The organism is Streptomyces pseudoechinosporeus (genome assembly GCF_054783935.1).
Genome location: NZ_BAAGPS010000001.1, coordinates 219,647 through 244,566, shown reverse-complemented (window position 1 = coordinate 244,566; position 24,920 = coordinate 219,647). Strand labels below are relative to the sequence as shown.

Genomic DNA, 24,920 nt, shown 5'->3' with positions numbered 1-24,920 from the left:
TTCGAAGCCGGTGGGCCGGCCGCCGTCGCTTCCGCGACGTCGACGACTGATTTGCTGGGGCTTCGGCTCGGGAATGGTGCTTGATCTGCCGACGCCGCAGGTAACGGCGGTTACGACGGGAGGAGTACGCCCTGTCGCCGGCCAGATGGCCAGACCGGGTCCAGCGCGGCCTTCACCGTGCGGAATCCGACTTCGTACTCACGCATCAAGGCCCGGTACGACATCCCTGCCCCGATATCACGGCGGATCGCCGCATACAAGTCGACCTTGGACTTCGGTGGCGCCATCGCAGCCTCATCCCACAGAGCACGTCCATGCTCCCACCGCAAGCCCTCAAGCGTTGCCAGAACCGAGTTTCGAGACCGGGGGTCGCTCAGCGCGAGTAGTCCGCGATCGTCATCAGCAGATGGGCCGACTCCGGACGCAAGTGGTCGGAGTGGGCCCCCGCCGGGCTGAAACGGCGACCGCGCACGTACACCTCGGAGGCATCGACGTTGACGAAGCGATGGTCGAGTGCGGAGAGCGGATACCGCTCGTCCAGTGGCAGCAGGCGCGTGGTGTACATGGGCGCGGGTGCCGGGCCGATCCCGGAGTGCCCAATGCCATGCTGCCGCTCTGCCCGCAGGTGCCAGAACCCGTTCGCCCGGTCATGGCGGGAGTACGTGGCGACGATGGGGCCGCTCAGTGGCGCGCCGTCGTGCCGGTCACTCGGCAGGATGCTGGCGAAGAGCGAGAGGAACGCGTCGCGCCGAGCGGCCATCTGGAACAGCAGCATGCTGTCCACTGTGAACGGGCGGTTAGGTGAACAGCCGACCGCGCTCCAGCCAAGTGTGTCCTCGCGCTGGGCGTCCGTCGCCCACTGCACCGCCTCGCACAGGAACCGGCAGCCGAAGGAGTGTCCGACGAGGTGGAGGTATTGCCCGTCGCGGTTGGCCAGTACCGGTGCCGCCCCAGGGTCGGCGCGCTCCGCGTCTGAATAGCCGAGCAGCTGGCCCAGGATGTACGCGGCATGTCCGTCGCCGTCATGCGCTCCCATTGCATGCGCCCGGTCCCGGATCCTGCGGTAGCCGGTCGGGGTGACTGGGCTGGACGACGGCCAGCGCACCACGACACACCACGGGCTGAAGCCCTCGGCCGCCAGGGTCGGATACCTGTCCGGGGCCGCCGACAGGTTGCCGTGCGCCAGGGTCAGCAGCTGTTCGGCAGTGCGGTGGGCGGAGATGGGGGACGTCTGCCAGCCGTGCACGTAGACGAAGATGTCCGTCGCCCAGGCGGGCGGGGCGAGGTACTCCGTGAAGTGGTTGCGCAGCCGGTGGTCAGGCACCGGCTCACCAGTGCTGCCGTCGAGCAGCCAGCCGCTCTCGTCCAAGTCAACAGCCTCAACGACCACGCTGGCACGGCTCATGCGTCACCTCCCCTTGTCAGTTCCAGGCGGGAGTCCATGCCGCCGTGCAGCCCGTAGGCGAAGCCCAGCGGGTTTCGGTACCGGGCCGCGAAGTGCCGGGCCAACTCGTGCGTGACCTTGCCGGCTGTCGATTCGCCGCGCAGGTATCGCCTGACGAACTCAAGCGCGTACTCGGCGGCGAACGCCTGCGGCATCGCGATATGCGGCCCGAGCACGCCCTGTGCACCGTGCTCGATGAGCATGCGCCCTAGAAAGGCACGGTCCGCGCTCGCCCCGGAGACTCCGGCATGGCAGGCGTTGAGCAGGACGAGCGGTCGGAAACAGCTGTTCCGGTGGCGTGCCCGCAGCTCGCGTACGACGTGGCCGTGGTCATGCCTGAGAACCCAAGCTGAAACCCGTCATGAGATCCCTCAACAGGCGGCGGAGGTAGTGGACTTGAGAGATCGCGATCCCCAAGGCAACCCTCACCGGCTGAGCGGCCGATTCTTTTGAATTCGCAGCCAAGATCGACCCGGGCCGGGACGAGTACGCGATGGGTTTCTACGAGGTCGGGAAGTGGAAGGGGCAACCTCTCCCGCGCATTGGTCTCGGCTCCCCGGTGCGGGTCGACCAGTTCCCAGGCTGTCAGGCATTCCTGACAGAGCTTGAGGCAAGTGGTGGCCCTGAGTCGAAGCGGTTCACGGTCAGGACTCAGGGGTCAAGATCGTGAGACGGAATACTATGGTCCGCGGATGAGACAAGCCGAGGGAGCCCTGCTCGGCACGCCGGAATGGGACGTTCCGAATGGGAACCTACATCCGGGGTGTGCGCGCTGCCACGAAGGACGAACCGCTCAGCCACGTAGGAGATGAGTGGTTTCATGTCGCTCTCTACCAGTTGTCCGAGAAGGTCGGCGCTCTGGTAACCCAGGAGGAGCGAGAGGCCCTCGCCGACGCACTGCGGCAGCGGCTGCGGACGGTCGAGCCATTCAGTATCACTGCAGGCAGCAGCCTCAGTTATCCCACCGGCATCGTTTTTGATCTTCATCCGGATGGGCCGCTGAATGCTCTGCGGGACGCCGTCACCACGGCCATCGAGAAGGTGCGCGGGGCAGACGCGACGGAGTATTCGACCGGCGTTTTGCACCTGACTGGGGCGTACGCGACAGACGACGCTGATTCGGACCAGATCCAACGGCGGCTGCGCCGCGTACGCCCCAGCCACGCCTCGGTGCACATCGACTCAGTGGAGCTCGTGGACGTCGCTGCCGACCCGGACCAGAAGACCATCACCTGGAAGTCGATCGCCGAGATCCCGCTGGGCACCGGCAGGTAGTGGGAGCGGCCGGGAGCCCCGGCCGCTCCCGACGTCACTGCGCAGCCTGCTGATGTGCATGAGCGGGCTGCGCCGTCCCAGGGGCTTTGTGGCGAACTACCGTTCTCCGACGGGGATTTCGTGGAGGCGCTCGAAGGTGTACCTGTTGCGGTCAGGATCCTGCTTCTCCCACCCCAGCCACACCGAGGAGATGGTGGCCTCGACGCGGCTGCCGGGCCGCAGGCCCCTCCCGAGTTCGGAGGCGAGCCGGTCCGAGCGCGCGGCCAGTTCCGGGGTGTCGGTGTCCTGGAGGCCGTAGCCGCCGGACATGTGGCACCAGTAGTGCTCCTCGGCCGGGGGTAAGGGACAGTCCGGCCGCGAGCAGTCCTGCCCGGACCCGGTTGTAGAGGTCCTGCGGGCCCTGCTCGGGCCAGATCTCCACGACGGCGGCCGAGCCGCTGGCCCGTGCCGGCCCGATCTCGATGACGACCTGGTCCAGGTTCGCCGGCTCCGCACGGACCGCTTCGGTCGCGGCCTGCAGGTTCTGGCCGCAGATCTACTGGAACATCGGCTTCGCCGCCGCCGACTACGCGAAGCTGCTGCCCTGGTGGGCGGAGGTCGCCGAGGGCAGCAGGACACGGCTGTATGTGGGGGAGGCGCTGTACAAGGCCGGGGATCCCGCGCAGCCCGAGGCCTGGCAGGACCCGGCCGAGCTGTCCCGGCACCTCACCTTCGCCCGGGAGCACCCACAGGCGCGCGGGCATGTCTTCTTCGCGGCCAGGGAGGTCGGCGCCGACCCGATCGGCGCGATGGAACGCGTGGTCGCCGACCACTATCAGCGGTCGGCGAAGCCGCCGCGTTGATCTGACCTACCGGCCCATTGACCTACTGGGTCTTGGTCTCGCTGACGTGATGCTGGACTGTGGTGTCAGGACCGGGGGACATCACGGTCTCGTGGCCGTCCTCGAAGCGGACGCGGAACGGCGGGTTGCCGTCCGGCCCCAGTACTTCGACGACTTCCCCGACCCGGTCGTGCTGTCCGACGATCCTGCCGTGCACCAGCAGGTGGTCGCCTTTGCTTGCACGCATCTGGAGGGCCTCCTCGTCTCGCACGTGAGCAGCGGTCCGTGGGTCTCAGTCTAGGGCGGTTGGAGCCGGTTGCCACTGGTGTGTGCCGTGTGTACCGGTCAGGCGCGTGCGCGTTGGGCGACCGCGATGCAGATCAGTACGGCTGCGGCGGCCAGGGGCGCGGCGGGTGTGAGCTGCTCGCCGAGGAGCAGCACCGACCACACCAGCGTGAGCAGGGGCTGAGCCAGCTGCAACTGGCTGGCCTTCGGAATGCCGATCGCCGCCATGCCCCGGTACCACACCACCAGACCCAGGAACTGTGAGCCGACCGCGACCCAGAGCAGCCCGCTCACGCTGTGCACCGTCAGCTGTACAGGCTCGTACGCGAGCGCCACCGTGGCCGCCGGAACCGTGAGCGGCAGGCACAGGACCAGAGCCCAGCCGATGACATGCCACCCGGGCATCACGCGGGCCAGTCGGCCGCCCTCCGTGTAACCGGCCGCGCAGACCAGCAGCGCTCCGAAGAGGTAGGCGTCCGCACTGGTCAGGGCGCCGCCGCTCTGAGTCACGGTGAACGCGATCACCACGGCGGCGCCCACGAGCGCCGCCGCCCAGAAGGCACGGGAGGGGCGGGAGCCGACGCGCAGGGCCGAGAACAACGCGGTGGTCACGGGGAGCAGACCGACCACGACGGCGGCGTGGGCGGTGGTCGAGGTCTCCAGGGCGAGGGTGGTGAGCATGGGGAAGCCGAGTACGACTCCGGCGGCCACGACGGACAGCCCCGGCCAGTGGCGGCGGTCGGGCATCGGTACACGCAGGGCGAGCAGACAGGCACCGGCGATGATCGCGGCGAGGACACTGCGTACGGCTACCAGCGACCAGGGGCCGAAGCCCTCCAGGCCCCAAGCGGTGGCGGGGAAGGTGAGGGAGAAGGCGGTCACTCCGAGGGCGGCCTGGAGGACACCGCGGGGTGACAGCTGTGGGCCTTCGGTGGCCGGTCGCGCCCGCGTGGTGGGGACCGCTACTGAAGTGGGTGTAGTAGCGCTACTCTGTACTCTCATGTATGAGCGTAGCAGTGTGGCAGATCTGGCGGATCGGCTGCGGAATGAGTTGGATCGCTACTCTCTCGGTGGAAAGCTGCCGTCCAGTCGTGCACTCGTCGAGCGGTTCCGCGTGAGCCCCGTGACCGTGTCGCGGGCGCTGGCGCAGCTGGCCGCCGAGGGGCTGGTTGTGACCCGCCCCGGGGCCGGTGCGTTCCGGGCTCGGCCGCGGGCCGACGGGCCTGTCGCGGGGGACACCTCCTGGCAGGAGCTCGCGCTCACCGCGGACGCCGCCGCCGAACTCGTGCCGCGTACCGTCGACGCCTCCGGAGTGCTGGTCACGCTGGCCGCCCCACCGCCCGGAGTCATCGAGTTCAACGGCGGCTATCTGCACCCTTCGCTGCAGCCGGAGCGGGCGATGGCCGCGGCGCTGGCCCGGGCGGGCCGCCGCCCCGGCGCCTGGGGACGCCCGCCGGTGGACGGGCTGCCGGAACTGCGCGAGTGGTTCGCGCGGGGCATCGGCAGCGCGATCACCGCCGCCGAGGTGCTGATCACGGCGGGCGGCCAGTCCGCGCTGACCACCGCCCTGCGCGCCCTCGCCCCGCCCGGCGCGCCGGTGCTCGTCGAATCGCCCACGTATCCCGGCATGCTGGCGATCGCCCGGGCGGCCGGGCTCCGCCCCGTACCGGTACCGGTCGATGCCGACGGAGTACGACCTCACCTGCTCGCCGACGCGTTCCGGGCGACCGGCGCCCGCGTCTTCGTCTGCCAGCCGCTGTTCCAGAACCCGACCGGTGCCGTGCTCGCCCCGCAGCGGCGCGGTGAGGTGCTGCGGATCGCGCGCGAGGCCGGTGCGTTCGTCGTGGAGGACGATTTCGTACGCCGTCTCGTGCACGAGGACGCGGGGCCGTTGCCGCGCCCGCTGGCCTCGGACGACCCCGACGGAGTCGTCGTGCATGTGTGCTCCCTGACCAAGGCGACCTCGCCGAGCTTCCGGGTGAGTGCGCTCGCCGCCCGCGGGCCCGTACTGGAACGGCTGCGGGCCATCCAGGTCGTCGACACCTTCTTCGTGCCGCGCCCGCTCCAGGAGGCGGCCCTGGAACTCGTCGGCTCGCCCGCCTGGCCCCGTCATCTGCGGGCCGTCGCCACGGAGTTGAAGAACCGCCGCGACACGATGACCTCCGCCCTGCGGCTGCGGCTCCCCGAGTTCGCCCTCCCGCACATCCCCGCCGGCGGCTATCACCTGTGGCTCCGCCTCCCCGACGGCACGGACGAACAGGCCCTGGCCGCCAGCGCCCTGCGCGCGGGCGTGGCCATCACCCCGGGCCGCCCCTACTTCAGCGCCGAACCGGCCGCCGCACACCTGAGGCTGAGCTTCGCGGCGGTGGCGAGCACATCCGAGATCGAGGAGGGCGTACGCAGACTGCGCACGGCCTTCGAGGCAGGTGCCGCACACCCCGGGTAACTCCTGAGTAACGTCTCTTGCCATTGGCACTTTTGCGGCTCACCATCGCCGCATGCAGCTTCGGGTCACGTTCGTCGCCGCCGCGCGCAGCTCGCCGTTGCTCGCCGAGCGGTTCGGGGACGACCGGCCGCTCGACCAGGAGGGGTGGTACGAGGTGCAGCGCGCGGCGCCGGCGCTGCTGCCGTTGGCGGCGGCCGAGTTGCGGTACTGCTCGCCGACGCCGCGCAGCCGGGCCACCGGGGACGCCCTCGGCTACACCCCGCTCGTCCAACCCGCCCTGCGGGACTGCGACATGGGCCGCTGGCAGGGGTTCACGCTCGGCGAGGCGATGGCCCGCGAGCCCAGTGCCGTGGACGCCTGGCTCGCCGATCCCGGCTCCGCCCCGCACGGCGGTGAGTCGCTGCTGGTCTTCATCCAGCGGGTGGGCGGCTGGCTCGAGACCCGGCCCGCCGACGACGGCTGCAAGATCGTCGCGGTGGCCGAGCCCGCGGTCGTACGCGCCGCGCTCGTCTATGCGCTGAAGGCGCCCCCGTCGACGTACTGGAACATCGACGTCCGCCCCTTGTCGACGGTCACGCTCATGGGCCGGGCGGGCCGCTGGAATCTGCGGCTCGACGGTCAGTCGGCGCGCGTGTAGTCCGTCGTCAGCAACAAGTCCTTGGCCGGGCCGCCGACTTGCCACACCGTTCGCCAGCGGTTCGTGTCCTGCACTGTGAACTCGCCCCGGTAGAGGTCCGCGGCGCACGGGTGGTCGGTGGTGTGCCGGCCGGAGGCCAGGTCCAGGTCGTGGAAGGGGCGGCCGTCGGCGAACCGTACGTCGGCGTGGCTCGGCGTACTGCCCGGCAGGAACCGCAGCGTTCGTTCGGCGGGGCGGGCGACGCCCTGCCAGACGAAGGTGCCGGACTCATGGTGGAGCAGGCCGCCCTCCGTGAGCGGTGCGAACTGCGTCGTGCCGCTGAAAGTCCCCTCCGCCCCGCTCGCAAGATCCCGTACGGAACGCTCCACGCGCCAACTCCCCGCCAGATACGCCAACACGTCGGCCACCGGCCAGAAGCCGCCCATGCCGTTCGCCTCCCTGCCTCTCCCTGACGTGTCCTGCGCAAACCATTGACTCACTCCAGCCCCCTCCCTATCTTGCCGTTCGAAGTATTGATCACTGTCCGATATTTCGAACCGCCTCGAATCATCGATTTCTCACCACCGACACCAGAGCCGCGGAGTATCCATGTCACGCACCCGCACCCGCTGGAGACTCGCCCTGACGGCCACCGGCATCATGGCCGCCTCGCTCCTCGTCCCGGCCGCCCCCGGGAACGCAGCCACCGAGGACACCACCGACTACGCGATCACCGTCGACCCGAAGGCCAAGGGCGCGAAGATCGACGACACGATGTACGGCGTCTTCTTCGAGGACATCAACCGAGCCGCGGACGGCGGCCTGTATTCGGAGCTCGTGCAGAACCGATCCTTCGAGTACTCGACGGACGACAACCGCTCGTACACGCCCCTCACCTCCTGGGCCACCACGGGCACCGCCAAGGCCGTGAACGACGACGGCCGACTCAACGAACGCAACCGCACCTACCTCACCCTGGACGGCGGTTCGTCCGTCACCAACTCCGGTTACAACACCGGGATTTCGGTCGAGAAGGGCAAGGTCTACAACTTCTCGGTCTGGGCCCGCGCCGACCAGGCCTCCGCCCTCACCGTGACCCTGGCGGACGCCGACGGCGCGCTCGCCGAGGCCCGGCGGGTCACCGCGCGCGGCGGCTGGGCCAAGTACACGGCGAAGTTCACCGCGACCCGTACGAGCACGACCGGCCGCCTCACCGTCGCCGCCGGGAGCCCCGTCGCGCTCGACATGATCTCGCTCCTGCCGCGCGACACGTACAAGGGTCACGGCCTGCGCAAGGACCTCGCCGAGAAGATCGCAGCCCTTGACCCGTCCTTCGTCCGCTTCCCGGGCGGCTGCCTGGTCAACACCGGCAGCATGGAGGGATACGACGAGGCCTCCGGCTGGCAGCGCAAACGCTCGTACCAGTGGAAGGACACCATCGGCCCGGTCGAGCAGCGCGCGACGAACGCCAACTTCTGGGGCTACAACCAGAGTTACGGTCTCGGCTACTACGAGTACTTCCAGTTCTCCGAGGACATCGGCGCGATGCCGCTGCCCGTCGTGCCCGCCCTCGTCACCGGCTGCGGCCAGAACAAGGCCACGGATGACGACGCTCTGCTGAAGCGGCACATCCAGGACACTCTCGATCTCATCGAGTTCGCCAACGGGCCCGTGACCAGCGAGTGGGGCAAGAAGCGGGCACAGATGGGCCACCCGAAGCCCTTCAACCTCACCCACCTCGGCGTCGGCAACGAAGAGAACCTGCCGAACGAGTTCTTCGCCCGCTTCAAGCAGTTCCGCGCGGCCATCGAGGCGAAGTACCCGGACATCACCGTCATCTCCAACTCCGGCCCGGACGACAGCGGTTCGACCTTCGACACGGCCTGGAAGCTCAACCGCGAGGGCAACGTCGACATGGTCGACGAGCACTACTACAACAGCACGAACTGGTTCCTGCAGAACAACGACCGCTACGACTCCTACGACAGGAACGGCCCCAAGGTCTTCCTCGGCGAGTACGCCTCCGGCGGCAACACCTTCAAGAACGCTCTCTCCGAAGCCGCGTTCATGACCGGCCTGGAGCGCAACGCGGACATCGTGAAGCTCGCCTCGTACGCCCCGCTGCTCGCCAACGAGGACTACGTGCAGTGGCGCCCCGACATGATCTGGTTCAACAACCACGCCTCCTGGAACTCGGCCAGCTACGAGGTCCAGAAGCTCTTCATGCGCAACGTCGGCGACCGGGTCGTGCCCTCCAAGGCGACCGGTACGCCCTCGGTGAGCGGCCCGATCTCGGGTGCGGTCGGTCTGTCGACCTGGGCGACGAGTGCCGCGTACGACGATGTGAAGGTGACCGCGGCGGACGGTTCGACGCTGCTGACCGACGACTTCTCCGGTGACGCCTCGAAGTGGACACACACGGGCGGCGGCAGCTGGAGCATCCAGGACGGGCAGTACGTGCAGACCGACGCCGCCGCCGAGAACACCATGGTGTCGGCGGGCGACCCGGCCTGGCACGACTACGACCTGCATGTGAAGGCCACCAAGAAGTCCGGCAAGGAAGGCTTCCTCGTCGCTTTCGGCGTCAAGGACACCGGGAACTACTACTGGTGGAACCTGGGCGGCTGGAACAACACCCAGTCCGCCGTCGAACAGGCCTCGGACGGCGGCAAGTCGACGCTCATCCCCAAGGCCGGATCGATCGAGACGGGCCGCGCGTACGACATCGACATCAAGGTCCGCGGCCGTCAGGTGACCCTCTACCTCGACGGCAAGGAGTGGGGCAGCTTCACCGACGACAAGCCGGCCGAGCCGTTCCGTCAGGTTGTCACCAAGGACAAGAAGACAGGCGATGTGATCGTCAAGGTGGTCAACGCCCAGTCGGCGGACGCCCGTACGGCGATCGACCTCGGTGGCCTGAAGACGTCGAAGAAGGCCGCCGTGACGACGCTGAAGGCGGCGCCCGACGCGGTCAACTCCGAGACGGAGACGCCCGTTGCCCCGGTCAGGTCCACCTTCGAGGGGGTGGCCGACAAGTTCACGTACACCTTCCCGGCGAACTCGGTCACGTTCCTGAGAATCAAGGAGAGGTGATCCGAAGGATCGATCGGATGAGGTGAATCCGGCGGGCGGCTCGGGCGTCGAAGGACGCCTGGGCCGCCTGTACGTATGGGAAAAGGTGTTGCGGATCTCTGCCCGCCCCTGTCACGCTCCTCCTCATGATGATTCGAGAGGCGGACACCGCCACCCTCTGGTGAGCGTCGTGTCGCATCCCCGAGGGGGATCACTCCGTGACGCGCGTATCGCGCGCAGTTCTTTTTCCTGGCCCGAATCCGATGCTGAACGCGTCGCTCTGGCGCGCGTGTTGGGCGACGACTGGCTCAGGTACGGCTTGTCCACGCTTCCGGCCGACCGGCCGAGGGCAGAGGCCGCCGTCACCGCCCTGTACCGCCTGATCGGCGAACCACCGCCGCAATTCGTCTGGGTTCCGTCCCCGGCGGCGGCACGGGAGGTCATGCTCGACCACCGTGACCGTTTCCGGCCCGTGCGGTTGGATGCCGCCGCCCTGCCCGCGCGAAATTGCGGCTGGCCGCTGGTCGCGCGGCTTGCCACCCTGGCGTCCGAACTGCGGGAACGCATGGACGACCGGATCGGGCAGCGGTCCTCGTCACTGATCTCCTGGACATGGGCAATGTCCGTAGCGGGGTCGGTACACACCATGGCTCCCGAGGAGGCGCTCGCGGCGGGCGTCCCGGTGAAGCGCGTGGTCGAAGCCCTCGTGTGCGACGCGCTGACCGAAACCCTGCGCGACTCGGTATGCGCTCCGGTGCGTACGGAGCTGCTGCCTCCGGCCGTGGACTCGCCGGGGCTCGCCTGGTACGGCCAGCACGACGCCGCCTGGGTCGCCCACTACGACGTCATGGCACGCGTCGGATTGACCACCTATCTGAGTGACGATCAGGACCAGCTCGGCCTGTGGGTCGAGCTGGCCCGGTCGACGGGCTGGTGGTGGCCCGGCGAGGGCATGTGCGTCATGGCCGAGCGGCCCAGCGAGATCCATAGCGAGCCTCAACCCAACGGTTTCCACGGCGAGTTGCGGCTGCACCGCGACGACGGACCGGCCGTCCGGTTCGCGGACGGCGCGGCGGTCCACGTCCTGCACGGCACCCATGTCCCGGAGTGGGTGATCAACGACCCGACCGTCGAACGCATCCACGCCGAGCGCAACGTCGAAGTGCGCCGCAGCGCCATCGAACGCATCGGCTGGGACGCCTACATCGACCAGGCCCGCCTCCGGCTCGTCGGCACGACCGGCGACCCCGGTAACCCCGGCTCCGACCTCCACCTCTACGACGTGCCCCGCGAACTCTGGGGCCGCCCCGCACGCCTGCTGCTCGTCGTCAACGGCTCGGTCGAGCCGGACGGCCGCCGCCGACGCTATGGGCTCAGCGTGCCCGACCACCTCGATGACCCTCTCTCGGCGGCCGGCTGGACGTACGGGCTGTCCGGCGAGCAGTACGCGGGACTTGTGCGCCGTACGTGAGGCGGTGGGGCGGTCGTACGCCCCGAGGCCCGGCCCTCGGCTCTCGGCCCTCGCGGTGCTCAACTCCCGTATCCGACAAGGACTTTCACGCAGCCTTCGCAGGCCCTCACACCCAAAGGTGATCCACATGACCATGACCCTCGCCGAACTCACCGAACTCACCGGTCTCGACGTCCTCGATCATCTGGAACGCCAGGTGACCATCCCCGTCGTCGACGGCCTCCAGGCCCAGGGCGACCTGATCGTCATCCCGTACGCGTTCGTCGAGCACAGCGTCTCCACGCATGAGTACACGCGCTGGCAGGACGTGCCCGCCGCGGGTATCGAGCTGCTGCGGAGCGCCGCGGGCGGCAATCCGCACTCGCTCGTCGCGGACCCGGGCACCTGCCGCTTCACCGGCGGCCTCCGCGACGCGACCGGCCTCGCCCTCGGCATGATCGACACCTCGGCGGTCGCGTACCTCATCCACCCGGAACACGGCGGCACCGGCATCGCGCCCGGCCGCTATGTCGTACGCCGTCAGCGGGAGCGGAGCACCGAGCGCAGGGGGTGGTTCGGCAACCGCATGATCGCGGACTGAGCGGACCGAGCCGACTCAGCGGACTGATGGGCCTGCCCGGCTACGCGCGCACGTCACCGACACGGAAGCTTGCGCCGGGGCGTGCGCACGCGGAGTCCTCGTCAGCGTTTATCAGGAGCGTTTACTCAGGGCGGTTGGTGTCGGGCCCAACCATGATCGCGTGGTGTCCCGGTGCCAGGACGGGCGGGGAGCTCTCATCGGGGAGCCCAGGAAAGTCGGCGACGGCCAGCTCCACGTCCGCCGTGCACATGTCGTACCCGCATTCACACGCGAACCCGTACACCGTGCTCAGCGCGCCGTCCGGAGCCCAGGGGCGGGCGTCGAACTGTTGGTGCTGGGAGACGACGGCTCTGTTGGCGTACCGCAGAAGTCGTCGGCGCTCGGCCGCCGTCGCCGCCACAGGACCTTCAGCCAGGGTCTCGGCGAACAGTGCCTCCACCTCGGCGACGGTGTCCGCCACGCTCTGACGCCCGTCGACGACCAGCTTGTGTCCGCCGTACTCCTCGACCTGCGCCTCGATCTCCCGCCGTAGCGCCTGATACAGCCGGAAGGCGCCCACGCCCGGCGCCATACCCCGCTCGACGAGCCGGTCGTGCTGGACCTCGGCAGTCGGCAGCAGCCACACCGCCCGGCCGGACGGACCCGTGACGGACGGTGTGACGGGCGTGCCCTCCGCGATCACGAGGGGCGAGCGGGGAAGTGTGCGTACGTCGTCGACGATCATCCGGCCACGCTCGTGATGAAGCGACATCGCGAGCATGTCCTCGACCGGTGCCGTCCACCGCTCGGCGCGCGGCATCCGCTCCCATGCGATCGCGGCCGTGTGCCCGGCCGCGATCGCCCGGTCCCGGTGCTCCCAGGTATGGGCGTCCGCGTTGTACCACCGCAGCCCGTGCCGCCGCGCGAGCAGCCGGGCCACGGTCGACTTGCCGGCCCCGGGTGACCCGCCGACCCACAACACCGGAGGCGTCTCGCCCATCCGTCCCCTCCCCACGATCACCTGGTGACTCTGGGGGAGTCTCTCGCAGAGGCAGGGGTCCCTGTGTGACTTGGCGCTTCAGTTGCTTTGTCGTCACCGGGGTACCGCAGCAGGTCAAGATGGACGCGGTCCGGCACGGTCTTCACGCCGGGCGTGCAGAGGAATCTACGAGACGCTGCCGCAGCACTCCGAGGCGATGCTCACCCTCGCGGCCTCGTGCCCGGTTCAACCGGCAGCCCTACCGGAGGCGGCGAGGTCGCCTCACGCGACCGCGGTCCCCTCGAGCTCGACCATCAGGTCGGGGACCGCCAGCCGTGTCACCCCGAGCATCGTGGTGGTCGGCGCCACCCCGGCGGCGCCCAACCGCGACGCCAGCACGCCGTAGTGCTCGAAGAGCCGATCGACGTCGGTGGTGTAGACGTTGAGCCGGACGAGGTTCGCGAGGGACATGCCGGCCTCCCCGAGCACGGCCTCCAGGTTGTCGATGGTCAGCGCCAACTGCGCCGCCATGTCACCGGCATGCTGGGGCTTGCCGTCGCCACTCATCGCGGTCTGCCCGGAGCAGTACAGGGTCCGGGTGTGCCCGGAGACGATCTCGCCCTGGCTGTAGCCCATCTCCACCGACCACGTCCACGGGTTGACCGTCGATCGCTCCATCGCCACATCAGCTCCATTCGATTCATGGGCAGTACGTACGGCCATCGGCTCGGCAGTCGCCGGCTTCGACGTCGTGTTGACGAGCCTCGCAACAAATCACGACATCCTCAGTCACGTATTTCGATAAAGTTCTCGTATGCGCGCCGACCGGTTGATCTCGTTGGTGCTGCTGCTGCGTCAGCGCGGTCGGCTGACTGCGGCCACGCTGGCCCGCGAGCTGGAGGTATCCACCCGCACCGTGCTGCGCGACATCGAGGCGCTGTCCGCGGCCGGCGTCCCGGTCTACGCCGAACGCGGCCGGCACGGCGGTTTCGCGTTGTCGCCCGGTTTCCGGACCGAGCTCACCGGTCTGAACCACGACGAGGCCCTTGCCTTGCTGGCCGCCGGATCGGGGCGCGGCGAGCAGGTATTCGGCCTCGGCTCGGCGCTCGCTTCGGCCATGCGGAAGGTGGTCGACGCGCTGCCCGAAAGCCACCGGGCCACCGCGAGCGACGCGGCCGAGCGATTTCTCGTCGACCCGGAGACCGACCTGCTCTCACGTCGGCTGGTCACTGAGGAGGTACCCGACACCACAATGATCGAGGTCCGGCGCGCGGTGCTCGCCGGACACAAGCTGCGCATCCACTACGCGGCCACGGGCCAGACACCACAGTGGCGCACGGTGGACCCGATCGGCCTGGTCACCGTACGCGACCGGGGCTACTTGCTGGCCACGAGATCTGGCGCGGACCGCACCTACCGGCTGTCGCGGGTGCTGGCCGCCGAGGAACTCCCCGAACCGGCACAGCGGCCGAACCGGGTCGATCTGGACCGGATCTGGCGGGAACGCTGCGCGCAGTTTCTGTCCGACGGCGATCAAGTCACCGTGCTGGTACGAGTGAACCCGGCGCGGCGGGAGGAGTTGCTGGACACCGCGCTGGCCGTCCGCGCCGAGGAACCCGACGCAGACGGCTGGCTGCGGCTGGAGGTGACCTTCCAGGATTCACGACACGCCGAATGGGCGCTGTGGCAGCTCAGCACGGACGCGGAAGCCCTGGCCCCGCAGTCGTTGCGCACCTCCCTGCGCAACCGCGCCGCCGCGATTGCCTCCTGCTACGGAGTGTCATCCTGAGAGTTGTCGCCTTCTGCGAGCAGCCGCCGACGCGGTTCGGGCCGCCCAAGTCGTAGTCGTAGTCCTCCATACCTGTCCCTTCCGCGATCCACGCGGAAGAGCGACAGGTTCAGAGAAAGGTTCTCAATGACTGAGGAGACGCTTGATGGTGGCAACACGGGCGGTGCGATCCGAGTGAGCGATACGGTCCGTCGGCCCGTTGGTCCCTGGACGCCGGCGGTTCATGCGCTTCTCGCCCACCTGGCGGTCAAGGGATTCGACGGTGCACCGCGTCCGCTCGGGATCGATGATGAGGGGCGCGAAATCCTCACGTTCCTGGAGGGCGAGACTGTCGGCAGCGCCAAACCATGGCCGACCTGGACTCATGCGGAGGACACTCTCGATCAGGTGGCCCGCTGGTTGCGCGCCTACCACGAGGCGGTTGCCGACTTCATCCCGCCGCAGGGGACCGTCTGGCGTGAAGGTGGTCAGTGGTCTCCGGGCCTGATCATCGGACACAACGACGCCGCCCCTTACAACGCGGCTTGGCGCGACGGCGAACTGGCCGGGTTCTTCGACTGGGATTTCGCCGCCCCCGTCAGCCGGGAGTGGGACCTCGCCTTCACCGCGTTCAGTTGGGTGCCCCTCCACGCGCGGCACGTCGTCGCCGCCGAGGGATTCACCGACTTCACGGCCCGGCCACGGCGACTCCACCGATTCCTCGACGTCTACGGCTGGTCTGGAAGCCTGACATCGTTCATTGAAGTGGTCCAGGCACGTGCCCAGGCCCATGCCGAGGGCATTCGCCGTCTCGCGGCCGAGGGAGACCCACTGTTCGACAAGCTGCTACGGCAAGGTGTCGCCGCCGATCTTGATCGCGCCATCGTTGAAATGGCCGAATTCTCAATCTGACTCCGCAACCCAATGCCGGACCGCCCGCCACCCCTGGTGTCGACCATAGCGACCAGGGGTCATCCATCTCGAAAGTCGCAGACAGCCATCGGCGCCTCGTGCGCATCCCGCCAGATCGACTGCAAACCCGCCAACTGAAGCGCAACGTCTCACCCTGGCGGTCGGCACGCACCCGTACAGATTGCATAAACGTGCATCGAAACGTATAGTCATGCCATCGAAGAGGAGGGTTCCATGGCGGTACGTGCGGCGGTGGCCGGAGCGAGTGGGTACGCGGGCGGGGAACTGTTGCGGCTGCTGCTGGCGCACCCCGAGATCGAGATAGGCGCGCTGACCGGCAACTCCAACGCGGGGCAGCGGCTCGGTGCGCTGCAGCCGCATCTGCTGCCACTCGCCGATCGCGTGCTCCAGGAGACCAGCCCCGACGTCCTCGCCGGGCACGATGTCGTCTTCCTCGCCCTGCCCCATGGGCAGTCCGCCGCCGTTGCCGAGCAGCTCGGCCCCGACGTCCTCGTCGTGGACATGGGCGCCGACTTCCGGCTCAAGGACGCGGGCGACTGGGAGAAGTTCTACGGCTCGGAGCACGCCGGGACCTGGCCCTACGGGCTCCCCGAACTGCCGGGTGGCCGCGCCGCGCTGGAGGGGTCCAAGCGCATCGCGGTACCCGGCTGCTACCCGACCGCCGCCTCGCTCGCGCTCGTTCCCGCGTACGCGGCCGGGCTCGCCGAACCCGAGGCCGTGATCGTCGCCGCCTCCGGGACCTCCGGCGCGGGCAAGGCGCCCAAGCCCCACCTGCTGGGCAGCGAAGTCATGGGCTCCATGTCGCCGTACGGCGTCGGCGGCGTCCACCGGCACACCCCTGAGATGATCCAGAACCTCGGCGCGGCAGCCGGCGAGCCCGTCACCGTCTCCTTCACGCCGACCCTCGCGCCGATGCCGCGCGGCATCCTCGCCACGTGCACCGCCAAGGCCCGGGACGGCGTCACCGCCGAGTCCGTGCGCGCCGCGTACGAGAAGGCGTACGGCGACGAGCCCTTCGTACATCTGCTGCCGGAAGGGCAGTGGCCCGCGACCGCGTCCGTCTACGGTTCCAACGCCGTTCAGATCCAGGTCGCGTACGACGCCGCCGCGCACCGCATCATCGCGATCAGTGCCATCGACAACCTCACCAAAGGCACCGCGGGCGGCGCGGTGCAGAGCATGAACATCGCCCTCGGACTGCCCGAGGACACGGGTCTTTCCACGATCGGAGTCGCACCGTGAGCGTCACCGCTGCCAAGGGCTTCACCGCCTCCGGCATCGCAGCAGGCATCAAAGAGAACGGCAACCCGGACCTCGCCCTCGTGGTCAACAACGGGCCCCGTCTGGCCGCCGCGGGCGTCTTCACCTCCAACCGTGTGAAGGCCGCGCCGGTGCTGTGGTCCGAGCAGGTCCTCAAGGGCGGCCTCGTCTCCGCCGTGATCCTCAACTCCGGTGGCGCCAACGCCTGTACGGGACCCAAGGGCTTCCAGGACACGCACGCCACCGCCGAGAAGGTCGCCGAGGTTCTGGGGCACAACGCCGGGGAGGTCGCCGTCGCCTCCACCGGGCTCATCGGACTGCTGCTCCCGATGGACAAGCTGCTCAAGGGAGTTGAGACGGCCGCCGCGTCCCTGAACGAGCACGGTGGTGAGAAGGCCGCCATCGCCATCAAGACCACCGACACCGTCCATAAGACGTCGGTTGTCGAGGGGAACGGCTGGACCGTCGGCGGCATGGCCAAGGGCGCGGGCATGCTCGCCCCCGGCCTCGCCACCATGCTCGTCGTCCTCACCACGGACGCCGACGTCGAGAGCGACGTACTGGACAAGGCGCTGCGGGCGGCCACGAAGGTCACCTTCGACCGCGTCGACTCCGACGGCTGCATGTCCACCAACGACACCGTCCTGCTGCTCGCCTCCGGCGCCTCCCAAGTCACCCCGGAATACGCCGAGTTCGCCGAGGCCGTACGCGCGGTCTGTGACGACCTCGGGCAGCAGCTCATCCGGGACGCCGAGGGCGCCAGCAAGGACATCAAGGTCGAGGTCGTCAACGCCGCGACCGAGGACGACGCCGTCGAGGTGGGCCGCTCCATCGCCCGCAACAACCTCCTCAAGTGCGCGATCCACGGCGAGGACCCCAACTGGGGCCGCGTCCTGTCCGCCATCGGTACGACCCAAGCGGCCTTCGAGCCCGACCAGTTGAACGTCGCCATCAACGGCGTATGGGTCTGCAAGAACGGCGGTGTCGGCGAGGACCGCGACAAGGTCGACATGCGCTACCGCGAGGTGCACATCGTCGCCGACCTCGCGGCAGGCGATGAGACCGCCACGATCTGGACCAACGACCTCACCGCGGACTACGTCCACGAGAACAGCGCGTACTCGTCATGAGCACTACTCGTAAGCACACCGCCCTCCCCAAGGCCCAGATCCTCATCGAGGCGCTGCCCTGGCTGGTGCGGCACAACGGCAAGACCGTCGTCATCAAGTTCGGCGGCAACGCCATGATCGACGAGGAGCTGAAGGCCGCGTTCGCGCAGGACGTCGTGTTCCTGCACCACGCCGGCCTCAAGCCCGTCGTCGTGCACGGAGGCGGGCCGCAGATCAGCGCGGCCCTGGACCAGCACGGCATCGTCAGCGAGTTCAAGGCGGGCCTCAGGGTCACCACCGAGGATGCCATGGACGTCGTACGCATGGTCCTCGCCGGACATGTGCAGCGCGAGCTGGTCGGGCTGCTCAACCAGCACGGGCCGCTCGCTGTCGGAATGACCGGCGAGGACGCGCACACCATCACCGCCACCAAGCACCAGCCCGAGATCGACGGGGAGTTGGTCGACATCGGGCGGGTCGGTGAGATCACCGCAATCGACACAGGCGCGATCGAGGCACTGCTCGAGGACGGCAGGATCCCGGTCATCTCCTCGATCGCCCGTTCCCAGGACGACGGACATGTCTACAACGTCAATGCTGATACGGCGGCTGCGGCACTCGCTGCGGCACTTGGCGCCGAAACCCTCATGGTCCTCACGGACGTCGAGGGACTCTACGAAGACTGGCCGAACTCCGACGAGGTGATCAGCCGCCTCACCGCGAAGCAGCTGGAGAAGCTGCTGCCCGAGCTGGCCAGCGGCATGGTGCCGAAGATGGAGGGCTGTCTGCACGCCGTCCGCAACGGCGTGAACACCGCCCGCGTGATCGACGGGCGCGTCCAGCACTCGATCCTGCTGGAGATCTTCACCGACGAGGGCATCGGCACGATGGTCGTGCCGGACGCAGAGAACGACGTAGCGAACGACGCAGTGGGGGAGTCATGACCAACCAGGAGCTGACCACGCGCTGGCAGGGCGCTCTCATGGACAACTACGGCACCCCACGGCTGCCCCTCGTCCGCGGCGAGGGCACGAAGCTCTGGGACGCCGACGGCAAGGAGTACCTCGACTTCGTCGGCGGGATCGCGGTGAACGCGCTCGGCCACGCCCACCCCGCGATCGTCGAGGCCGTCAGCAAGCAGATCGCCTCCCTCGGCCATGTCTCCAACCTCTTCGTCGCCGAGCCGCCCGTCGCGCTCGCCGAACGGCTGCTCCAGCTCTTCGGCCGCGACGGGCGCGTGTACTTCTGCAACTCGGGGGCCGAGGCCAACGAGGGTGCCTTCAAGATCGGGCGGCTGACCGGGCGTTCGCACATGGTCGCCACGCAAGGCGGCTTCCACGGCCGGACCATGGGCGCGCTCGCGCTCACCGGTCAGCCGGGCAAGCAGGAGCCGTTCCTGCCGCTGCCGGGCGACGTCACGCATGTCCCGTACGGCGACGCGAAGGCGCTGGCCGCCGCCGTCACCGAGGACACGGCACTCGTGATCGTCGAGCCGGTGCAGGGCGAGAACGGCGTGGTCGTACCGCCCCCCGGCTACCTCAAGGCAGTCCGCGCCATCACCGCGGCCACCGGCACCCTCCTCGTCCTCGACGAGGTACAGACGGGCGTCGGACGGACCGGGCACTGGTTCGAGTACCAGGCCCACGAGGGCGTCCTGCCCGACATCGTCACCCTCGCCAAGGGTCTCGGCGGCGGACTGCCCCTCGGCGCGACCGTCGCCTTCGGCCGCGCCGCCCAGCTGCTGAAGCCCGGTCACCACGGCACGACGTTCGGCGGGAACCCGGTCGCCTGCGCCGCCGGGCTCGCTGTCCTCGACACCATCGAGGCCGAGGGTCTGCTGGAGAACGTGAAGCGTACGAGCGAGAAGCTGCGCGGTGGGGTGGAGGCACTGGGCCACCCAATGATCGACTATGTCCGTGGCTCGGGCCTGCTCCTGGGTATCGTGCTCACCGAGCCGCTCGCGCCCCAGGTGCAGCAGGCGGCTCAGGACGCCGGCCTTCTGGTGAACGCGCCCGCCCCCGATGTCGTACGGCTGATGCCGCCGCTGAACCTCGGCGACGACGAGGTGGACGCGCTGCTCCAGGCCCTTCCCGGTGTCCTGGACGCGGTAGCCAACGGGGACGGACGAGCCAAAGAATGAGACGACGACGATGAGTCAGGCGCAGGATCACGAGCACGCCGGGCCTGCCGTGCCGCAGACCCGCACCGCACGCCACCGCCGGATCGTGGACATCCTCAACCGGCAACCGGTGCGCTCCCAGAGCCAGTTGGCGAAGCTCCTCGCCGACGACGGGCTGACCGTCACCCAGGCGACGCTCTCCCGGGATCTGGACGAGCTGAACGCGGTGAAGATCCGCAACAACGACGGCGACCTGATCTACGCGGTACCGAGCGAGGGCGGCTTCCGCACCCCGCGCGCACCGCTGGGCGAGTCGGCGAAGGAGGAGCGGATGCGGCGCCTCTCCGCGGAGCTGCTGATCTCCGCGGAGGCGTCGGCGAACCTCGTGGTGCTGCGTACGCCGCCGGGCGCCGCACAGTTCCTCGCTTCGGCCATCGACCAGGCCGAGCTGCACGACATCCTCGGCACGATCGCGGGTGACGACACGCTGCTGCTGATCAGCCGTGACCCCAGTGGGGGTCAGGCTCTGGCCGATCACTTGTTGCGGTTGGCTCAGAACAACCATTGAGGCGTACGCCCTTGTCGGGGCTCACCCCAGGCGGGCGCCGAGACCTCCAGTGCAACGGACCTCGTCGCCCGCCGTGATGAGCAGGGCCTCGACGTCAGGCAGGGACTCCAGCCAGCTGAGGGCGTGCCGGGCGCCCATCGCGAAGGCCGCCGTCGCCCAGGCGTCCGCCCAGGTGAGCCGGGGGCTCACCACGGTCACGGCCACCAGGTCGGTGACCGCGGACTTGCCGGTGCCCGGGTCCACGATGTGGACGCCGCGCTCGGCGGAACCCGAGGTGGCGACGGCCAGTTCGTCGGCGCCCGCCGCGGAGACGACCGCCGCGAGGGAACCGGGGCGCAGCGGGTCCGAGACACCGACCCGCCAGGGCCGCTCGGGCCCCGGCGTGCCGAGCAACTGCACATCGCCACCGCCGTTCACGCTGACGCCGCTCGCCCCGGCCGCCATGAGATGCCGGGCCGCACGCTCGACCGACCAGCCCTTCACCAGACCGGTCGGGTCGACGACACCCGCGTACTTCGTGCTGAACCAGCCGTCGCTCAACCGCTCGGCCTCGGCGCACAGTTCGAGGACCTCGGCGACCTCCGGGTCGCAGTCCTCGACTGTCAGCTCACCCCGGCCGAGCCGGGAGATCTGGCTGTCCTCCTTGTAGGTGCTGAACACCGCGTCCACCACGTGGAGTTGGGCGATCGCCTCCTCCAACGCGGTCTGCACGGCCGCCGCTTCGCCCCCGCGCACGTCGAACGAGACGACCGTGCCCATCACCTCCTCCGCGTGACGCACCGCGGGGAGCGCCTGCGCGGGATCCGCCACCTCAGCCACCGACCTGGTCCAGGGCGTTCTGGAGGGACTGCTTGTAGCCGGCGCTGGTGTAGGAGGCTCCGGAGACGGCGTCGATGTCGGCGCTGCCCGCGGCGACAGCGGCTTGGTTGAGCTTGGGGATCGAGTTGGCGCTGACCTGGTCGCTGCGTCCGCCCTTCGGCTTCTGTACCGCCTCGGCCTTGGTGATCTTGTCGCCGTTCATGGTGATACGGACCTGGACGGGGCCGTACTCCGTCTCGGAGACACTGCCGGTCACGATGCGGGCATCGGCCGCCGCATCGGAGGACCCGCCACCGTCACTGCCGGAGGACCCGCTACCACTGCCGGAACCGGTCTGCCCGGATCCACTGCCGGAACCGGCCTGGGCGGAACCGCCGCCGGACTTGGCTGCCTTGTCGAGGGCGGACTGGAGGGACTTCTTGTAGCCGGCGCTGGTGTAGGTGGCGCCGGAGACGGCGTCGATGTCGGCGCTGCCCGCGGTGACGGCCGCCTGGTTGAGCTTGGGGACGGAGTTGCCGCTGATCTGGTCGCTGCGCCCACCGGTCGGCTTCTGTACCGCCTCGGCCTTGGTGATCTTTCCGCCGGCCATGGTGACGCGGACCTGGACGGGGCCGTACTCGGTTGTGGCCACGTCTCCGGTGACCGTCTGGGCCTGGGCCGAGCCGGAGGACGACCCGCCGCCACCGGACTGGGCTGCCTTGTCGAGGGCGGACTGGAGGGACTTCTTGTAGCCGGCGCTGGTGTAGGTGGCGCCGGAGACGGCGTCGATGTCGGCGCTGCCCGCGGTGACGGCCGCCTGGTTGAGCTTGGGGATCGCGTCGGCGCTGATCTGGTCGCTGCGTCCGCCCTTCGGCTGTTGCACCGCCTCGGACTTGGTGATCTTTCCGCCAGCCATGGTGACACGGACCTGGACGGGGCCGTACTCGGTCGTGGCCGCGGTTCCGGTGACCGTGCCGTCCTGGACGGCCGACTGCTGCGCGCCTCCCTGCGGCGACGCTCCGCCCTGCGCGGATGCGGACGATGACGGGTCCGACGCCGGCTTCAGCGACAGAACCAGCACGATCCCGGACACGGTAGCGGCGGTTGCGAGCATGACACGCCGGATGGGGTGACTCTTCTTCATCGCTCCTGACTCCCGTCGCTCACATCTCGAACGACTCGTGATGGATGCGGCGGGCCGGTACGCCCGCGCCGCGGAGTGCTTCGTAGACCTGCTGTGCGAAGCCGGGAGGCCCGCACAGGAAAACGTCATGGCTGTCGACGTCCGGCAGCTTTCTGCGCAGGGTCTCCGCCGAGATGTCGGGGCGTTCCCCGTCCGGGCTGTTGACCGCGTACATGAGCCGGGCACCGCGCTCGTCGGCGATGGCGGCCAGCTCGTCCCACAGGGCCAGGTCCTGGGTGCTGTTGGCCCGGTACAGCAGCGTCAGATCGCCGGGCGAGCCGGGCAGTGTCTCGAACAGCGCCCGCATCGGCGTGATCCCGACACCGCCCGCGATCAGCAGCACCTTGCCGCTTCTGCGCCGGGAGGCGGTCATCGCGCCGTACGGGCCCTCGGCCCAGACGCGGGTACCGGGCTCCAGTTCGCGCAGCCTGGCGCTGTGGTCGCCGATCGACTTGACCGTGATGCGCAGCATGTTGGGGCGCGGCGCCGCCGACAGGGAGTACGGGTGCGAGCTGAGCCGCATGCCCGCCGCCAGGAACCGCCACCGGAAGAACTGTCCGGCCTCGGCGCCGATGCGGTGCAGCCGCCGCCCCGAGATCAGCACCGAGACGACCCCGGGTGCCTCCTCGACGACGTCCGCGACCCGCATACGGTGCCGCATGTTCAGCCGGATCGGCACGAGCACCCGGTACCAGAGCGCCAGCGCGGTCACCGTCCCGTACAGCGCGTACCAGGCCGTGGTCGCGGCGGGCTGGACGGCGAAGTCATTGCCCGTGGACAGCTGGTGCCAGAAGGACAGGTACACGGCCGCGTAGGTGAGCAGATGGATGTGGTACCAGGTGTCGTACGGGATCCTGCGCCGAATCCCGCCGATGGAGATCAGCCCGATGAACAGCAGCAGACTCGTGCCGATCGCGGCCTTGCCCATGTCCGGCAGCGTGTTGACCGAGTCGATGGTCTGCTCGACGATCCCGGAGAACCCGAGTCCGGCCTGCAACGCGTAGCCGTACATGGTCAGGATGAGATGGGCGAGGACCAGGCAGAGCGTGTAGCGGCCGCTCATCGCGTGCCAGCGGGCGACGCGGTCCGAGCCGACGCGGCGCTCCAGCGCCGGCACCCGGGCCATCTGCAACACCACGAGGGCCATCAGGTAACCGGCCAGCAGACCGGTGATCCGGCCTGCGTTGAGTATCCGGTCCGTGTTGTTGGCGATGGCCGGAGTGTTGCTCCACCACAGCCAGACCACCCCCACCGCACCCGCCCAGACAGCGAGCAGCAGCGGGACTGCGGGATTGCGGCGAGGGCGGATGCGGCGCAACGTCTGGCGCCGCGCAGCGCGACCGCCGGCGATCGTACTCACGGTTCCTCCGTGGGACTGGCGAGAGGGGGAGTGGCCCTTGGCCCAGTGGTACGTCCCGGGACGGCAGCTTGTTCAATGCACCAGGGAGCAAGGGGTGAACTGCTGCGACTCGCGGTAACCCGGCGGCGGCACGGAGGGTCTGCGCAAAGGGCCTGGTCGACCTCAGTAGCGGACGATCGAGGTCGGACCGCTCTCCGTCCCGATCGCGATGTGCGGCCTGCGCGCCGGATCCGCCCAGTTCAGGATTCGCCGCATCGCGTCCCGCGGCACGGACACACAACCGGCCGTCGCCCCACGCCCGTTGACATGCAGGAAGATCCCGGCGCCCCGCCCGGGCACGGGCCGCTCGTAGTTGAAGCCGATGACGAGCGCGTACGCGTACTGCGTTCCGTACGAGATCAGGTGCTCGGACTCGGCGGCCCTGCAGTCGGCCGGGCGCGGCTCGGTCCAGCGGTTGTAGGAGCGCGAGTCGTTGTCCTGGCACCACCAGGAGTTCTGGCGCACGCGGCGGTACGTGGCGGTCGTCCCCTTCGGCGCCGGCTCGATGCCGAAGGCGTACGGCAGGTCGTACAGGCCGGTGGGTGTGGTGTTCGTGCCCTGCTTGCGCGAGCCGCCCTCGACGAGCCCTCTCGCACCGAAACGGGCCGGCGCGGAGCCGGCCCTCACCCAGCGGCCGTCGCGCCGGTCCCACCAGGTGACCGTTCCGGTCGTCGAGGACGTCCGGGAGGCCCGGGCGGTGATCAGCTGGCTGCCGCCGCCCGTGTCCGCCATCCGCTCGGGCAGCGGTGGTTGACTGCCGGGAGCGGCGACGAGGAGGGACACGGACGCGAGGACGGCGGCTCCGAGGCGCATGC

25 protein-coding genes and 3 pseudogenes are annotated in these 24,920 nt (G+C 69.3%); 14 read left to right on the top strand and 14 right to left on the bottom strand.

Annotated elements, in window-relative coordinates; translation table 11 throughout:
- The 3 genes and pseudogenes from ACYVO6_RS01140 to ACYVO6_RS01130 form a co-directional block, all read right to left on the bottom strand.
- Positions 1-172: pseudogene (locus tag ACYVO6_RS01140) on the bottom strand (IS5/IS1182 family transposase); the annotation flags it as partial.
- A 201-nt stretch (positions 173-373) separates the two neighbouring features.
- Positions 374-1,405, bottom strand: a complete 1,032-nt coding sequence (locus tag ACYVO6_RS01135) for a hypothetical protein (protein WP_461056480.1) — start codon at positions 1,403-1,405, stop codon at positions 374-376.
- Positions 1,402-1,647: a hypothetical protein gene (locus ACYVO6_RS01130; protein WP_461056479.1), complete on the bottom strand. Its 246-nt coding sequence runs from the start codon at positions 1,645-1,647 to the stop codon at positions 1,402-1,404. The genes ACYVO6_RS01135 and ACYVO6_RS01130 overlap by 4 nt, the downstream gene beginning before the upstream one ends.
- A gap of 562 nt (positions 1,648-2,209) precedes the next feature.
- Here ACYVO6_RS01130 and ACYVO6_RS01125 point away from each other — a divergent pair.
- The gene (locus tag ACYVO6_RS01125) at positions 2,210-2,719 is read left to right on the top strand and encodes a 2'-5' RNA ligase family protein (RefSeq protein WP_461056478.1); all 510 of its coding nucleotides are present in this window, start codon (positions 2,210-2,212) and stop codon (positions 2,717-2,719) included.
- A gap of 96 nt (positions 2,720-2,815) precedes the next feature.
- Here the strand turns inward: ACYVO6_RS01125 and ACYVO6_RS01120 are convergent, their stop codons facing one another.
- On the bottom strand, positions 2,816-3,028 hold the full coding sequence (locus tag ACYVO6_RS01120; protein ID WP_461056477.1) for a hypothetical protein: 213 nt from the start codon (positions 3,026-3,028) through the stop codon (positions 2,816-2,818).
- 125 nt (positions 3,029-3,153) lie between these two features.
- On the opposite strand from ACYVO6_RS01120, the pseudogene ACYVO6_RS01115 reads away from it, so the two are divergent.
- Positions 3,154-3,561: pseudogene (locus ACYVO6_RS01115) on the top strand (hypothetical protein); the annotation flags it as partial.
- Between the two features lie 22 nt (positions 3,562-3,583).
- Here ACYVO6_RS01115 and ACYVO6_RS01110 read toward each other — a convergent pair.
- Together ACYVO6_RS01110 and ACYVO6_RS01105 are read right to left on the bottom strand one after the other, a co-directional pair.
- Positions 3,584-3,787, bottom strand: coding sequence for a DUF1918 domain-containing protein (locus tag ACYVO6_RS01110; RefSeq protein WP_328772824.1), 204 nt, complete (start codon positions 3,785-3,787; stop codon positions 3,584-3,586).
- A gap of 98 nt (positions 3,788-3,885) precedes the next feature.
- Positions 3,886-4,827, bottom strand: a complete 942-nt coding sequence (locus ACYVO6_RS01105; RefSeq protein WP_461056476.1) for a DMT family transporter — start codon at positions 4,825-4,827, stop codon at positions 3,886-3,888.
- Between ACYVO6_RS01105 and ACYVO6_RS01100 the strand changes: the two genes are divergently transcribed.
- Complete coding sequence (locus ACYVO6_RS01100; protein WP_461056475.1) at positions 4,826-6,271, top strand: aminotransferase-like domain-containing protein; 1,446 nt, start codon at positions 4,826-4,828, stop codon at positions 6,269-6,271. The two genes, ACYVO6_RS01105 and ACYVO6_RS01100, sit on opposite strands and share 2 nt — an antisense overlap.
- A 52-nt stretch (positions 6,272-6,323) precedes the next feature.
- Positions 6,324-6,908, top strand: a complete 585-nt coding sequence (locus ACYVO6_RS01095) for a histidine phosphatase family protein (RefSeq protein ID WP_461056474.1) — start codon at positions 6,324-6,326, stop codon at positions 6,906-6,908.
- Here ACYVO6_RS01095 and ACYVO6_RS01090 read toward each other — a convergent pair.
- On the bottom strand, positions 6,890-7,333 hold the full coding sequence (locus ACYVO6_RS01090; RefSeq protein WP_461056473.1) for a DUF6314 family protein: 444 nt from the start codon (positions 7,331-7,333) through the stop codon (positions 6,890-6,892). The genes ACYVO6_RS01095 and ACYVO6_RS01090 overlap by 19 nt on opposite strands.
- A 163-nt stretch (positions 7,334-7,496) precedes the next feature.
- On the opposite strand from ACYVO6_RS01090, the gene ACYVO6_RS01085 reads away from it, so the two are divergent.
- From ACYVO6_RS01085 to ACYVO6_RS01075, 3 genes are all read left to right on the top strand, one after another.
- Positions 7,497-9,980 (top strand): alpha-L-arabinofuranosidase C-terminal domain-containing protein, encoded by a 2,484-nt coding sequence (locus tag ACYVO6_RS01085; protein WP_461056472.1) that lies wholly within the window; start codon positions 7,497-7,499, stop codon positions 9,978-9,980.
- 298 nt (positions 9,981-10,278) lie between these two features.
- The gene (locus tag ACYVO6_RS01080; RefSeq protein WP_461056471.1) at positions 10,279-11,430 is read left to right on the top strand and encodes a DUF6745 domain-containing protein; all 1,152 of its coding nucleotides are present in this window, start codon (positions 10,279-10,281) and stop codon (positions 11,428-11,430) included.
- Between the two features lie 127 nt (positions 11,431-11,557).
- Positions 11,558-12,010, top strand: a complete 453-nt coding sequence (locus ACYVO6_RS01075; protein WP_461056470.1) for a hypothetical protein — start codon at positions 11,558-11,560, stop codon at positions 12,008-12,010.
- A 121-nt stretch (positions 12,011-12,131) separates the two neighbouring features.
- On the opposite strand, the gene ACYVO6_RS01070 is transcribed toward ACYVO6_RS01075, so the two are convergent.
- The 3 genes and pseudogenes from ACYVO6_RS01070 to ACYVO6_RS01060 all read right to left on the bottom strand — a co-directional run bounded on the left by ACYVO6_RS01070 (position 12,132) and on the right by ACYVO6_RS01060 (position 13,646).
- A complete protein-coding gene (locus ACYVO6_RS01070) occupies positions 12,132-12,989 on the bottom strand; it encodes a hypothetical protein (RefSeq protein WP_461056469.1) in 858 nt (285 codons plus the stop codon).
- A gap of 77 nt (positions 12,990-13,066) precedes the next feature.
- Positions 13,067-13,153, bottom strand: a pseudogene (locus ACYVO6_RS01065) (VOC family protein); the annotation flags it as partial.
- 97 nt (positions 13,154-13,250) lie between these two features.
- The gene (locus ACYVO6_RS01060) at positions 13,251-13,646 is read right to left on the bottom strand and encodes a RidA family protein (protein WP_461056468.1); all 396 of its coding nucleotides are present in this window, start codon (positions 13,644-13,646) and stop codon (positions 13,251-13,253) included.
- A 136-nt stretch (positions 13,647-13,782) separates the two neighbouring features.
- Between ACYVO6_RS01060 and ACYVO6_RS01055 the strand changes: the two genes are divergently transcribed.
- The 7 genes from ACYVO6_RS01055 to ACYVO6_RS01025 all read left to right on the top strand — a co-directional run bounded on the left by ACYVO6_RS01055 (position 13,783) and on the right by ACYVO6_RS01025 (position 20,725).
- On the top strand, positions 13,783-14,757 hold the full coding sequence (locus ACYVO6_RS01055) for a helix-turn-helix transcriptional regulator (protein WP_461056467.1): 975 nt from the start codon (positions 13,783-13,785) through the stop codon (positions 14,755-14,757).
- Between the two features lie 126 nt (positions 14,758-14,883).
- Positions 14,884-15,648: a phosphotransferase gene (locus tag ACYVO6_RS01050; RefSeq protein ID WP_461056466.1), complete on the top strand. Its 765-nt coding sequence runs from the start codon at positions 14,884-14,886 to the stop codon at positions 15,646-15,648.
- A 234-nt stretch (positions 15,649-15,882) separates the two neighbouring features.
- Positions 15,883-16,911: an N-acetyl-gamma-glutamyl-phosphate reductase gene (argC, locus tag ACYVO6_RS01045; RefSeq protein ID WP_461056465.1), complete on the top strand. Its 1,029-nt coding sequence runs from the start codon at positions 15,883-15,885 to the stop codon at positions 16,909-16,911.
- Positions 16,908-18,059, top strand: coding sequence for a bifunctional glutamate N-acetyltransferase/amino-acid acetyltransferase ArgJ (gene argJ / locus ACYVO6_RS01040; RefSeq protein WP_461056464.1), 1,152 nt, complete (start codon positions 16,908-16,910; stop codon positions 18,057-18,059). The genes argC and argJ overlap by 4 nt, the downstream gene beginning before the upstream one ends.
- A complete protein-coding gene (gene argB / locus ACYVO6_RS01035; protein WP_461056463.1) occupies positions 18,056-18,982 on the top strand; it encodes an acetylglutamate kinase in 927 nt (308 codons plus the stop codon). Before argJ ends, argB begins: the two co-directional genes overlap by 4 nt.
- Positions 18,979-20,178 (top strand): acetylornithine transaminase, encoded by a 1,200-nt coding sequence (locus ACYVO6_RS01030; protein WP_461056462.1) that lies wholly within the window; start codon positions 18,979-18,981, stop codon positions 20,176-20,178. The genes argB and ACYVO6_RS01030 overlap by 4 nt, the downstream gene beginning before the upstream one ends.
- Positions 20,179-20,188: 10 nt before the next feature.
- Complete coding sequence (locus ACYVO6_RS01025; protein WP_033323478.1) at positions 20,189-20,725, top strand: arginine repressor; 537 nt, start codon at positions 20,189-20,191, stop codon at positions 20,723-20,725.
- A 21-nt stretch (positions 20,726-20,746) separates the two neighbouring features.
- Here the strand turns inward: ACYVO6_RS01025 and ACYVO6_RS01020 are convergent, their stop codons facing one another.
- From ACYVO6_RS01020 to ACYVO6_RS01005, 4 genes are all read right to left on the bottom strand, one after another.
- The gene (locus ACYVO6_RS01020) at positions 20,747-21,484 is read right to left on the bottom strand and encodes an FAD:protein FMN transferase (RefSeq protein WP_461056713.1); all 738 of its coding nucleotides are present in this window, start codon (positions 21,482-21,484) and stop codon (positions 20,747-20,749) included.
- Between the two features lie 52 nt (positions 21,485-21,536).
- The gene (locus ACYVO6_RS01015; protein ID WP_461056461.1) at positions 21,537-22,667 is read right to left on the bottom strand and encodes an FMN-binding protein; all 1,131 of its coding nucleotides are present in this window, start codon (positions 22,665-22,667) and stop codon (positions 21,537-21,539) included.
- 19 nt (positions 22,668-22,686) lie between these two features.
- Positions 22,687-24,066, bottom strand: coding sequence for a ferredoxin reductase family protein (locus tag ACYVO6_RS01010; RefSeq protein ID WP_461056460.1), 1,380 nt, complete (start codon positions 24,064-24,066; stop codon positions 22,687-22,689).
- A gap of 162 nt (positions 24,067-24,228) precedes the next feature.
- Positions 24,229-24,918: a L,D-transpeptidase family protein gene (locus tag ACYVO6_RS01005; protein ID WP_461056459.1), complete on the bottom strand. Its 690-nt coding sequence runs from the start codon at positions 24,916-24,918 to the stop codon at positions 24,229-24,231.
- Between the last annotated feature and the right edge of the window lie 2 nt (positions 24,919-24,920).

What these genes read in the sequence shown, in the direction of transcription:
- ACYVO6_RS01090 (WP_461056473.1), bottom strand. Translation starts at nt 7,333, where the DNA reads ATGGGCGGCTTCTGGCCGGTGGCCGACGTGTTGGCGTATCTGGCGGGG.
- ACYVO6_RS01085 (WP_461056472.1), top strand. Translation starts at nt 7,497, where the DNA reads ATGTCACGCACCCGCACCCGCTGGAGACTCGCCCTGACGGCCACCGGC.
- ACYVO6_RS01015 (WP_461056461.1), bottom strand. Translation starts at nt 22,667, where the DNA reads ATGAAGAAGAGTCACCCCATCCGGCGTGTCATGCTCGCAACCGCCGCT.
- ACYVO6_RS01050 (WP_461056466.1), top strand. Translation starts at nt 14,884, where the DNA reads ATGACTGAGGAGACGCTTGATGGTGGCAACACGGGCGGTGCGATCCGA.
- ACYVO6_RS01060 (WP_461056468.1), bottom strand. Translation starts at nt 13,646, where the DNA reads ATGGAGCGATCGACGGTCAACCCGTGGACGTGGTCGGTGGAGATGGGC.
- ACYVO6_RS01105 (WP_461056476.1), bottom strand. Translation starts at nt 4,827, where the DNA reads ATGAGAGTACAGAGTAGCGCTACTACACCCACTTCAGTAGCGGTCCCC.
- ACYVO6_RS01110 (WP_328772824.1), bottom strand. Translation starts at nt 3,787, where the DNA reads ATGCGTGCAAGCAAAGGCGACCACCTGCTGGTGCACGGCAGGATCGTC.
- ACYVO6_RS01005 (WP_461056459.1), bottom strand. Translation starts at nt 24,918, where the DNA reads ATGCGCCTCGGAGCCGCCGTCCTCGCGTCCGTGTCCCTCCTCGTCGCC.
- ACYVO6_RS01020 (WP_461056713.1), bottom strand. Translation starts at nt 21,484, where the DNA reads ATGGGCACGGTCGTCTCGTTCGACGTGCGCGGGGGCGAAGCGGCGGCC.
- argB (WP_461056463.1), top strand. Translation starts at nt 18,056, where the DNA reads ATGAGCACTACTCGTAAGCACACCGCCCTCCCCAAGGCCCAGATCCTC.
- ACYVO6_RS01100 (WP_461056475.1), top strand. Translation starts at nt 4,826, where the DNA reads ATGTATGAGCGTAGCAGTGTGGCAGATCTGGCGGATCGGCTGCGGAAT.
- ACYVO6_RS01130 (WP_461056479.1), bottom strand. Translation starts at nt 1,647, where the DNA reads ATGCTCATCGAGCACGGTGCACAGGGCGTGCTCGGGCCGCATATCGCG.
- ACYVO6_RS01025 (WP_033323478.1), top strand. Translation starts at nt 20,189, where the DNA reads ATGAGTCAGGCGCAGGATCACGAGCACGCCGGGCCTGCCGTGCCGCAG.
- ACYVO6_RS01030 (WP_461056462.1), top strand. Translation starts at nt 18,979, where the DNA reads ATGACCAACCAGGAGCTGACCACGCGCTGGCAGGGCGCTCTCATGGAC.
- ACYVO6_RS01135 (WP_461056480.1), bottom strand. Translation starts at nt 1,405, where the DNA reads ATGAGCCGTGCCAGCGTGGTCGTTGAGGCTGTTGACTTGGACGAGAGC.
- ACYVO6_RS01075 (WP_461056470.1), top strand. Translation starts at nt 11,558, where the DNA reads ATGACCATGACCCTCGCCGAACTCACCGAACTCACCGGTCTCGACGTC.
- argC (WP_461056465.1), top strand. Translation starts at nt 15,883, where the DNA reads ATGGCGGTACGTGCGGCGGTGGCCGGAGCGAGTGGGTACGCGGGCGGG.
- ACYVO6_RS01095 (WP_461056474.1), top strand. Translation starts at nt 6,324, where the DNA reads ATGCAGCTTCGGGTCACGTTCGTCGCCGCCGCGCGCAGCTCGCCGTTG.
- ACYVO6_RS01055 (WP_461056467.1), top strand. Translation starts at nt 13,783, where the DNA reads ATGCGCGCCGACCGGTTGATCTCGTTGGTGCTGCTGCTGCGTCAGCGC.
- ACYVO6_RS01070 (WP_461056469.1), bottom strand. Translation starts at nt 12,989, where the DNA reads ATGGGCGAGACGCCTCCGGTGTTGTGGGTCGGCGGGTCACCCGGGGCC.
- ACYVO6_RS01120 (WP_461056477.1), bottom strand. Translation starts at nt 3,028, where the DNA reads ATGTCCGGCGGCTACGGCCTCCAGGACACCGACACCCCGGAACTGGCC.